The organism is Kitasatospora sp. NPDC056783 (assembly GCF_042789895.1).
In the GTDB taxonomy this organism is placed as follows: Bacteria; Actinomycetota; Actinomycetes; order Streptomycetales; family Streptomycetaceae; genus Kitasatospora.
Genome location: NZ_JBHUAF010000319.1, coordinates 1 through 9,973 on the forward strand (window position 1 = coordinate 1; position 9,973 = coordinate 9,973).

A 9,973-nucleotide genomic window follows, 5' to 3' on the forward strand; every position below is an offset into this window, starting at 1 on the left:
GTCGAAGCCCGCGCCGAATTCCCTTTCCGTCAGCTGTCGTTGAGGGCGTAGCTGCGGAAGGTGGCCAGCAGGGGCAGCACTTCGGTCTTGCTCGGGTCCTCGGTGACGGCCCGCATGGCGTCGATCACCGTATGGGCGATGATCTTGGTGACGGAGAGGTCGTCCGGGGCGGCGAGCACGCCCCAGGCCTTCAGCGTCTGGTTCAGCAGGGCGCTCATCCGGGCACCGATGTTGGAGCTGACGGCGTCGGAGATCTCGGCGATCTCCTCGTCGCTCATGGTGGCGCGCAGCCCGAAGGCGAGCGCCATCAGGGTGTCCATCGCGTGCTCGCCGTACGCCGCGACCAGCGCCGGCAGCGGCCGCTCACCGGCGCTGCCCGCCGCCAGGGCGGACAGCGCCTCGTCATCGTCCTTCCACGCCGCCTCCAGGGCGGCCAGGGCCCGTAGGGCCTCGTCCACGGTCAGCCCGTCAGTCATGGAAGGAACGGTATTGAGCCTGACCGGCTCCCGACAGGGGCGGAAGCCGGGATCACCCCTTCGAGCGAAGCGGGGCCTGTTCCGGCCGATGGGCGTGCGCGAAGTGCTCCGCGTTCCAGGTGCCGCCCAGCTCCGGTGCCAGCGAGGAGCTCGCGAGAGTGGCGAAGTCCTCGGCGGTGCCCGCGCGTTCGGGCAGTGCCCCGAGGAGCGGGGCGCCGGCGGAGCGGGGCAGGTCGGCGAGGTTGCAGCGCTCGGCGAGGCCGGGCTCGGCGGGCCAGGAGCCGACGAGCACGCCGGCGAGCGGCAGGCGGCGTGCGGCCAGGGCCTCGGCCGTGAGGGAGACGATGTTGAGGGTGCCGAGCCCGGCGGAGGCGATCAGCAGGATCTCGGCGGGAATGCCCGCGTCGAGCACCGCCCGGGCCTGGTCGGCCAGCGTCCGGCCCCGGTCGTCGTAGCGGACCAGCAGGCCTCCGGCGCCCTCCACGATCACCAGGTCGTGGGTGGCGGCGAGTTCGGCGACGGCCGAGACCACGTCGGCGGGGGCCAGGTACGGCATCCCGGCCCGCCGGGCGGCGGTGTCGGGGGCCAGCGGCTCGGGGTAGCGCACCAGCTCACGGAACGTCAGATCGCCTGCCAGGCGCCGTACTTCCGCCGCGTCGCCGGGCTCGTCCGGAGAGACGCCGGTCTGTCCGGGCTTGAGCACGGCGACCTTGCGCCCGGCCCGCAGCGCCGTCGAGGCGACGGCCGCGGTGGCGACGGTCTTGCCGACGTCGGTGTTGGTCCCCGTCACGAACAGGACGCGCGCGCTCATCCCGCCACCGCCGCGGCGGTCACGGCGGCGGCGATCCGCGCCACGTCCTCGTCCCGCGTCACATAGGGGGGCATGGTGTAGATCAGATCCCGGAACGGCCGCAGCCAGACACCCGCCCGCGCCGCCGCCTCGGTGGCCGCCGGGACGTCCACCGGATGGTCCAACTGCACGACGCCGATGGCGCCTTGGGTGCGGACGTCCAGTACGCCGGGGACGTCCCCGGCCGCCGCGAGGCCCTCGGCCAGCCCGGCCTCTATCCGCTTGACCTCCAGCGACCAGTCCTGCCCGAGCAGCAGCTCCAGCGAGGCGTTGGCCACCGCGCAGGCCAGCGGGTTGCCCATGAACGTCGGGCCGTGGGCGAGCACCGGCACCTCGCCGCGGCTGATCCCGTCGGCGATCTCGCTCGTGCACAGCGCGGCGGCCAGTGTCAGGTAGCCGCCGGTCAGCGCCTTGCCCAGGCACATCACGTCCGGCGAGACGCCCGCGTGGTCGGCGGCGAACAGCGCGCCGCTGCGCCCGAAGCCGGTGGCGATCTCGTCGAAGACCAGCAACACCCCGTACCGGTCGCACAGGTCGCGCAGCATCCGCAGGTAGGCCGGCGAGTGGAAGCGCATCCCGCCCGCGCCCTGGACCACCGGCTCGACGATGACGGCGGCCAGCTCGTCGGCGTGCCGGGCCATCAGCTCCTCGAACTCCGCCGCGTACGCGGGGTCGAGCGGGGCGTCGAACCCGGCCGGTGGCTCCGGGGCGAAGAGCTGTCCGGGCAGCACCCCGCCCCACAGGTGGTGCATCCCGCCGTCCGGGTCGCACACCGACATCGGGTGGAAGGTGTCCCCGTGGTAGCCGCCGCGCCAGGTGAGCAGCCGCCGCTTGGCGGGCCGCCCGATCGACTGCCAGTACTGGAGGCACATCTTCATCGCCACCTCGACGGCGACCGAGCCCGAGTCGGCGAGGAAGACGTGCCGCAGCGGCTCCGGGGTGATCTCCACCAGTGTCGCGGCCAGCCGGACGGCGGGCTCGTGGGTGAGCCCGCCGAACATCACGTGGCTCATCCGCCCCAGCTGCTCGCGCACGGCCTCGTCCAGCACCGGGTGCCGGTAGCCGTGGATGGCCGCCCACCAGGAGGACATCCCGTCGACCAGCTCGCGCTGCCCGCCGGCGACCGGCTCGGCCAGGCGCAGTCGCACCCCCGAGGCGGACTCGACCAGGTACGGCGTGGCCGTGCCGGGCATCGGCCCGTACGGGTGCCAGACGTGGGCGCGGTCGAGGGCGAGCAGGGCGTCGGCGGACGGCTGGAGCATGGTGCGTTCTCCGGGGGGTCGGAACTGTCAGGCGTTGGGCGCGAGTTCGGTGCCGGCGCCGCGGCGGCGGACCTTCACCAGGTCGCTGCGGAGCTCGCCGTCGGTGTCGTTCTCGGAGGGGAAGGCTTCCGAGGGGACGGCCTCCGAGGGGACGGACGCGGAGGAGGCGGCCTCCGAGGGGACGGCCTCCGGGTCGTGCGAGTGCCCGCCGCACGGGCCGCAGCCGCCGCCGCTGCCGCAGGCCGAGGCCGCGGTGCCGCAGGAGCCGCCGGCGTGGGCCGCCTGGGCCGCCTCGGCGACGTCGGCGCGGTGACGGGGCAGGGTGGCCTCGCCGGCGCCCTCGACCTCGAAGCCGGCGTCCTTGATCATGTCGAGGTCGGCCTGCCCGGCCTGGCCCTCACTGGTCAGGTAGTCGCCGAGGAAGATGGAGTTGGCGACGTGCAGGCCGAGCGGCTGCATCGAGCGCAGGTGCACCTCGCGACCGCCCGCGATCCGCACCTCGGTGTCCGGGTTGACGAAGCGGACCATCGCCAGGATGCGCAGGCAGCGCTGCGGGGTGAGGTTCCACTCCTTGGCCAGCGGGGTGCCCTCGAACGGGATCAGGAAGTTGACCGGGACGGAGTCCGAGCCCAGCTCGCGCAGCGCGAAGACCACGTCGACCAGGTCCTCGTCGCTCTCGCCCATGCCGGCGATCAGGCCGGAACAGGCGGACAGGCCCGCGCCGTGCGCCTTCCGCACGGTGTCCACCCGGTCCGCGTAGGTGTGGGTCTTGGCGATGGTCCCGTAGGTGTTCTCGGAGGTGTTCAGGTTGTGGTTGTAGGCGTCGGCGCCCGCCGCCTTCAGCCGCTCGGCCTGGTTGTCGGAGAGCAGGCCGAGGCAGACGCAGATCTCGACCGCCGGGTCGGCGTCCTTGATGGCGGCCATGGTGTCGGTGACCCGGTCGATGTCACGGTCCGTCGGGCCGCGGCCGCTGGCGACCAGGCAGACCCGCTTGGCGCCGCCGGCCACCCCGGCGCGGGCGGCGTCGGCGGCCTGGTCCGGCTTGAGCCAGGTGTACTTGAGGATCTCCGCCTTGGACCCGAGCCGCTGCGAGCAGTACGAGCAGTCCTCAGGGCACAGCCCGCTCTTGAGGTTCACCAGGTAGTTGAGCTTGACCCGGCGGCCGAACCAGCGGCGGCGCACCTTGCCGGCCGCGGCGACCACGTCGAGCAGCTCGTCGTCGGTGGTGGCGAGGACGGCCAGGGCCTCCTCGCGGGTCGGGACTTCGCCGCGCAGGCCCTTGGCGGTGAGGGTATCGAGCAGATCCATGGGGCGATCCTGCCTGCTGGTGATCGAGCGGCGCCAGAGCAAACCCGCCAGAAGATCGGTGTGAGGATGTGCCGATTGCCACAGTGTCGAAGGTCACGGCTCCGCCGCTGGTCACGCGCTTGACGTGGCGCCGGGCCGACGGTTACCGGCGGGTAGTGAGCGGCTCCGGCGGACGGTGATCCACAACCCCCGACCCCGTGGTCCAGGCCACCTGGCGGATGCTTAGAATCTGCGCCATGACCACGCAGGGGGAGCGCACCCCGACTCGGGGAGAGAGCCGGGAAGACCGGGCAGGGCAGCGGGTCGGCGGGGGCGCCGACACCGGGGGGCCCAAGGGCCGCGGCCGACGGTTGACGGCGCGTCGGGCGGCCGGCTGGATCGTCGTGGTCGGGGTGGTCGCGGCCGGCGGGTGGATCATCACCCGCCCGATGCCCGGCGACTACATACCCGGGCTGGGCCCGTCGAGCAAGGACAACGCCGGGACGCCGCCGGTGGTGGGCGCCGCGCCGCCGCCCACCGACCCCGGGGCCCTCAACGTCGACAACATCTTCCCCGCCCAGCGGCCGGTCGAGGTCGGCGCCTACAAGGCCCGGCGCAACGGCCTCCGGCAGGGCGAGAACTGTGCCGAGGTGCTCCAGGACCGGGCCCAGGACCCGCTGAAGGACAGCGGCTGCCAGGCCTACCTGACCGTCAGCCTCACCGGCCAGGACCGCCCGGTGCTCAGCAGCGTCACCCTGCTGCGCTTCGCCGACCAGGCCACCGCCGCCAGGGCCGCCGACGCCCTGCGGGCCAAGCCCGGCGCGGTCGCCTTCATCCTGGCCGACACCACCATCGCCCCCGCGCAGGCCGCCGGCAGCGCCAAGCCCGGCGGCGAGCCGCGGGTCGAGGCGGTCGGGCACTACGTGACGGTCACCAGCTCGCGGCCGGGCGCCGACACCCGCCCGGCGAGCACCACCACCCCGGCCGTCGGCGGGACGCCGGCCCCGCTGCCCCCGCCGGCCACCGGCACGGGGGGCGGCACCGAACAGGAGCTGGACGAGGCGACCCGCGCGCTCTCCTACGCGGCGGGCGCGCCGTTCGTGTGGATGTAGCGGTCCCCGGGTCTGGCGTTCCCCGGTCTGACGGTCCCCGGGTCTGACCGCTCCCCGAGGACGACGGATGCCCCGGCGGCCGAGGCCCCCGGGGCATCCGTCACGTCGGCTCCGGCTCAGCCGCCGAGCCGGTCCACCGAGGTCACCCGCAGCACCGCCCGGCCCTCCTCGTCCGAGCCGTACAGGTCGACCTCGGCGCTGATGCCCCAGTCGTGGTCGCCCTCCGGGTCGTCGAAGATCTGCCGGACCCGCCAGGAGGAGTCCTCCTCCTCGATGATCAGCATCTTCGGGCCGCGCGCGTCCGGGCCGGTGCCGAGGTCGTCGTACTCGTCCCAGTACCCGTCCATGGCGTCCGCCCAGCGGTCCGCGTCCCAGCCGTACTCGCCGTCCAGCTCGCCGAGCTCGTCCCAGTGCTCCAGCGCGCACAGCTCGACCCGGCGGAACATCTCGTTGCGCACCAGCACCCGGAAGGCGCGGGCGTTGGCGGTGACCGGTGCGGGCTTGTCGTCCAGCCGCACCTCGGCGGCCTGCGGCTCGGTCGGGTTGGCCAGCTGCTCCCACTCGTCCAGCAGGCTGGAGTCGACCTGGCGGACCAGCTCGCCGAGCCAGGCGATGACGTCCTTCAGGTCGTCGGTCTTCACGTCCTCGGGGACGGTCTGCTCCAGCGCCTTGAAGGCGCCCGCCAGGTAGCGCAGCACGATGCCCTCGGTGCGGGCCAGCTCGTAGAAGCCGACGTAGTCCGTGAAGGTCATCGCCCGCTCGTACAGGTCGCGGACCACCGACTTCGGCTGGAGCTGGTGGTCGCCGATCCACGGGTGCGCCCGGCGGTACACCTCGTAGGCGTGGGTGAGCAGCTCCTCCAGCGGCTTCGGGTAGGTGATCTCCTGGAGCCGCTCCATCCGCTCCTCGTACTCGATGCCGTCGCGCTTCATCTCGCCGACGGCCTCGCCGCGCGCCTTGTTCTGCTGGGCGGCGAGGATCTGGCGCGGGTCGTCGAGGGTCGCCTCGACGACGGAGATGACGTCCATCGCGTACGAGGGCGAGGTCGGGTCGAGCAGTTCGAAGGCGGCCAGCGCGAAGGTGGACAGCGGCTGGTTGAGCGCGAAGTTCTCCTGGAGGTCCAGGGTGAGGCGCACGATCCGGCCCTCGGCGTCCGGCTCGGGCAGCCGCTCCACCACGCCGCCCTCCAGCAGCGAGCGGTAGATGGCGATCGCGGTGCGGATGTGGCGGCGCTGGGCGGACCGGTCCTCGTGGTTGTCGGTGAGCAGCTTGCGCATCGCCTCGAAGGCGTTGCCCGGGCGGCCGATCACCGACAGCAGCATCGCGTGGCTCACCTTGAACCGGGAGACCAGCGGCTCCGGGTCGGCGCCGATCAGCTTGTCGAAGGTCTCCTCCGTCCAGCCGACGAAGCCCTCCGGGGCCTTCTTGCGCACCACCTTGCGCTTCTTCTTCGGGTCGTCCCCGGCCTTGGCGATCGCCTTGTCGTTCTCGATCACGTGCTCCGGCGCCTGCGCCACCACCTGGCCGACGGTGTCGAAGCCGGCCCGGCCGGCCCGGCCGGCGATCTGGTGGAACTCGCGGGCGCGCAGGATGCGCACGCGCTGACCGTCGTACTTCGACAGGGCCGTGAACAGCACCGTGCGGATCGGCACGTTGACGCCGACGCCGAGCGTGTCGGTACCGCAGATCACCTTCAACAGGCCTGCCTGGGCGAGGCGTTCGACCAGCCGGCGGTACTTCGGCAGCATGCCCGCGTGGTGCACGCCGATGCCGTGGCGCACGTAACGGGACAGGTTGCGGCCGAACTTGGTGGTGAAGCGGAAGTTGCCGATCAGGTCGGCGATGGCCTCCTTCTCCGCCTTCGAGCACATGTTGATGCTCATCAGCGACTGGGCCCGCTCCACCGCCTCCTTCTGCGTGAAGTGCACGACGTAGACCGGCGCCTGGCCGGTCTGGAGCAGCTCCTCCAGGGTGTCGTGCAGCGAGGTGCGGCGGTACTCGTAGAACAGCGGCACCGGACGGGTCGCGTTGCGCACCACCGTGGTCGGGCGGCCGGTGCGGCGGGTCAGGTCCTCCTCGAAACGGCGGACGTCGCCGAGCGTGGCCGACATCAGCAGGAACTGCGCCTGCGGCAGCTCCAGCAGCGGGATCTGCCAGGCCCAGCCGCGGTCCGGCTCGGCGTAGAAGTGGAACTCGTCCATGACCACCTGGCCGATGTCCGCCCGGGTGCCGTCGCGCAGCGCGATCTGGGCGAGCACCTCGGCGGTGCAGCAGATGATCGGCGCGGTCGGGTTCACGCTCGCGTCGCCGGTCATCATGCCGACCTGCTCGGTGCCGAACATCTTCACCAGGTCGAAGAACTTCTCCGACACCAGCGCCTTGATCGGGGCGGTGTAGAAGGTCCGCTGCCCCTCCGCCAGCGCCGCGAAGTGCGCGCCCGCCGCCACCAGGCTCTTGCCCGACCCGGTCGGCGTCGCCAGGATCACGTTGTTCCCCGACACCAGCTCGATCAGCGCCTCCTCCTGCGCGGGGTACAGCGTGATCCCCCGTTCCTCCGCCCAGGCTGCGAACGTCTCGTACAGCGCGTCGGGGGTGGCGGGCTTCGGCATCAGATCAAGGAGGGTCACCCGGCTATCTTGCCTGCTCGCCGCCACCCCGGGCAAAGCCCGGTGCCGCGGCGGGCGGGTCGGTGCCGGTGGACCCGGGTGGCGGGCGCGGCGGTGCCGGTGGACCCTGGCGGCGAGCGGGGAAGCATGGAAACCGCCTGAATTCACGTCAATCGGCTTTCGTTCCGTGGCGAAATAGCGACGGGTGAGCCGCGGAATTCCTTGCCGGGTGGTGGGCTGGCCTCCTCTTGGCATGACCACGTGCCGATTCGGAATCTGGGGAATCACATGGCAATCGGACGACGGCGCCTCCTCGCCTCCGTCGCGCTCACGGCCCTCGCCGCGCCCGTCCTGGCCCGCGGGACCGAGACCCGCGCGACCGCCGCCCCGGAGACGGCCCCGGCCCCGGGGGCGGCCCCGGGCCCGGCGCCGGGAGCCGGGCCGCTGGTCATGCAGGTCGTCGCGCACGAGGACGACGACATCCTGTTCATGAACCCGGACCTGTCCAACTCGATCGCCGACGGCACGCCCTCCGTCACGGTGTTCGTCACCGCGGGGAACGGGACCGGCGACCCGTGCACCTCGGTCTGCTGGGACACCGCCGGTGAGCCGCTGCGCACCTGGAACCGGCAGATGGGCGCGATCAACGCCTACTCCCGGATGGCCGGCGCCGGCGACACCGACCCGGGCACCGACGAGGTCGGGCACTGGACGGCCGAGGCGTGGACGGTCGCGGGCAAGCAGGTCGAACGGTACGTCCTCAAGGACCGCCCGGTGCACCTGGTCTTCCTCAACCTGCACGATGCCAAGCTCGGCGGCGTCCTGTCGGGCGGCACCGACACCACGGTCGTCCCGGTCGGCAGCCCGATGTCCGGGTCGTCGACCTACACGGCCGCGGACGTCGTCGAGGTGCTGCGGCAGCTGATGGTGACGTACCGGCCGACCGTCCTGCGGGCCCAGGACGACCTCCCGGACAGCCGCTACTCGGGCGACCACGCGGACCACGTCGCCGCCGCGAGGTTCGCCGGGCTGGCGGCCGCCCAGTACGGCGGAACGCTGATCCAGGTGAACTACCGGGACTACAACATCGGCGACAGTCCGGTGAACCTCGACCCGTCGGCGGCGGGCGTCAAGGGCGTGGCCTTCGCCGAGTACGCCGGCCACGACCACTCGACGGGGAACTACTCCGCCGCCTGGTTCTCCCGGATGTACTACCGCTGGTCCCGGGGCACCTCCTGGGCCGGGCTGAACCAGGACGGCCGGCCGCAGGTCTTCGTCGTCCGCGGCGGCGCCGTCCACACGTACTGGCGCGAGGCGGACGGCAGCTGGGGCGGACCGGTGCGGATGGCCGACCCGGGCGGGTGGCTGGTGCCGGGCGTCGCGGTCGCGAGCAACGCCGACGGCCGGCTGGAGGTCTTCGCCCGCCGCCTCACCGACCACCACATCGTCTCGCTGCCGCAGGGCACGCCCAACGGCCGGTGGTGGGGCGGCTGGGCCGACCACGGCAACCCCAACGCCGGACTCGGCAACGAGAGCCAGGTCGGCGTGCCCGCGGTCGCCGCCGCCCAGGACGGGCACCTGGAGCTCTTCGTCAAGAACGGCGGCGGAGGCCTCAGCACCATCCGGCAGACCGGCCCGGGCGGGGCGTGGACGCCGACCTGGACGGACCTCGGCGGCACCGACCTCCAGGACCCGGTCACCGCGATCCGCGACGGCGCCGGGACGATCGAGGTGTTCGCCGCCACCCGCACCGGAGTCCTCGGCTGGCGGCAGGGCGCCCCGAACGGCACCTTCGGCGGCGCGGCCGCGATCCCCGGCGCCCGCCCGGCGAGCGCGCCCAGGACCGCGCTCGACCAGGACGGCCGGATCGAACTCGCCTACCGAGAGGTCGGCACCGCCGCGATGCAGGTCAGCTACCAGACCCGGCCCGGCGGACCGTGGAGCCAGTCCCCGGCCTCGCTCGGCGGACACGGGGGAGTGGGCGAACCGGCCGCGGTCACCCTCGGCGGCCGGGTCGTCCTGTTCGAACGCAACCGCCGGGGTGGTGTCAGCACCACCGCCCAGACCGCCCCGAACGCCGGCTACGGCCCCTGGCAGGACCTCGGCGGCACCTTCCTCGACCACCCGGCGGCGGTCGTCGACGGCGCCGGCGTCCTCCACGTGTTCGCCATCGGCACCGACGGCCGGGTCTACTTCCGCACCGGCACCACGGCCACCACCTTCGGCGGCTGGCAGGGCCTGCCGCTCTGACCGCTCGCCCCGGCGGCCCGGGGGGCGCCCGGCCCCCCCGCCGCCCCCGGTCAGAACGGGGCGGCGGGCGGCCCCGCGGCCCGCGGGGGGGGGGTGGTGGCCCCCGGGGGGCGGCCGCGCTCCGTCCCGC

7 protein-coding genes are annotated in these 9,973 nt (G+C 73.3%); 2 read left to right on the forward strand and 5 right to left on the reverse strand.

Going from position 1 to position 9,973, the window contains the following annotated elements; translation table 11 throughout:
• Positions 1–29: 29 nt before the first annotated feature.
• The 4 genes from ACFRMQ_RS31575 to bioB are packed head-to-tail and all read right to left on the reverse strand — an operon-like array spanning position 30 to position 3,896.
• On the reverse strand, positions 30–476 hold the full coding sequence (locus tag ACFRMQ_RS31575; RefSeq protein ID WP_380734138.1) for a hypothetical protein: 447 nt from the start codon (positions 474–476) through the stop codon (positions 30–32).
• A 52-nt stretch (positions 477–528) separates the two neighbouring features.
• Complete coding sequence (gene bioD / locus ACFRMQ_RS31580) at positions 529–1,287, reverse strand: dethiobiotin synthase (protein ID WP_380734139.1); 759 nt, start codon at positions 1,285–1,287, stop codon at positions 529–531.
• On the reverse strand, positions 1,284–2,588 hold the full coding sequence (locus ACFRMQ_RS31585) for an adenosylmethionine--8-amino-7-oxononanoate transaminase (RefSeq protein ID WP_380734140.1): 1,305 nt from the start codon (positions 2,586–2,588) through the stop codon (positions 1,284–1,286). Before ACFRMQ_RS31585 ends, bioD begins: the two co-directional genes overlap by 4 nt.
• Before the next feature lie 27 nt (positions 2,589–2,615).
• On the reverse strand, positions 2,616–3,896 hold the full coding sequence (bioB, locus tag ACFRMQ_RS31590) for a biotin synthase BioB (RefSeq protein ID WP_380734141.1): 1,281 nt from the start codon (positions 3,894–3,896) through the stop codon (positions 2,616–2,618).
• Positions 3,897–4,132: 236 nt separating this feature from the next.
• Between bioB and ACFRMQ_RS31595 the strand changes: the two genes are divergently transcribed.
• Complete coding sequence (locus ACFRMQ_RS31595; RefSeq protein ID WP_380734142.1) at positions 4,133–4,987, forward strand: hypothetical protein; 855 nt, start codon at positions 4,133–4,135, stop codon at positions 4,985–4,987.
• Positions 4,988–5,103: 116 nt separating this feature from the next.
• Here ACFRMQ_RS31595 and ACFRMQ_RS31600 read toward each other — a convergent pair whose 3' ends face one another.
• Positions 5,104–7,596, reverse strand: a complete 2,493-nt coding sequence (locus ACFRMQ_RS31600) for a DEAD/DEAH box helicase (protein ID WP_380734144.1) — start codon at positions 7,594–7,596, stop codon at positions 5,104–5,106.
• A gap of 285 nt (positions 7,597–7,881) precedes the next feature.
• Between ACFRMQ_RS31600 and ACFRMQ_RS31605 the strand changes: the two genes are divergently transcribed.
• Positions 7,882–9,843: a PIG-L family deacetylase gene (locus tag ACFRMQ_RS31605; protein WP_380734143.1), complete on the forward strand. Its 1,962-nt coding sequence runs from the start codon at positions 7,882–7,884 to the stop codon at positions 9,841–9,843.
• The last annotated feature ends 130 nt before the right edge of the window (positions 9,844–9,973 follow it).

What these genes read in the sequence shown, in the direction of transcription:
- ACFRMQ_RS31575 (WP_380734138.1), bottom strand. Translation starts at nt 476, where the DNA reads ATGACTGACGGGCTGACCGTGGACGAGGCCCTACGGGCCCTGGCCGCC.
- bioD (WP_380734139.1), bottom strand. Translation starts at nt 1,287, where the DNA reads ATGAGCGCGCGCGTCCTGTTCGTGACGGGGACCAACACCGACGTCGGC.
- ACFRMQ_RS31585 (WP_380734140.1), bottom strand. Translation starts at nt 2,588, where the DNA reads ATGCTCCAGCCGTCCGCCGACGCCCTGCTCGCCCTCGACCGCGCCCAC.
- bioB (WP_380734141.1), bottom strand. Translation starts at nt 3,896, where the DNA reads ATGGATCTGCTCGATACCCTCACCGCCAAGGGCCTGCGCGGCGAAGTC.
- ACFRMQ_RS31595 (WP_380734142.1), top strand. Translation starts at nt 4,133, where the DNA reads ATGACCACGCAGGGGGAGCGCACCCCGACTCGGGGAGAGAGCCGGGAA.
- ACFRMQ_RS31600 (WP_380734144.1), bottom strand. Translation starts at nt 7,596, where the DNA reads ATGCCGAAGCCCGCCACCCCCGACGCGCTGTACGAGACGTTCGCAGCC.
- ACFRMQ_RS31605 (WP_380734143.1), top strand. Translation starts at nt 7,882, where the DNA reads ATGGCAATCGGACGACGGCGCCTCCTCGCCTCCGTCGCGCTCACGGCC.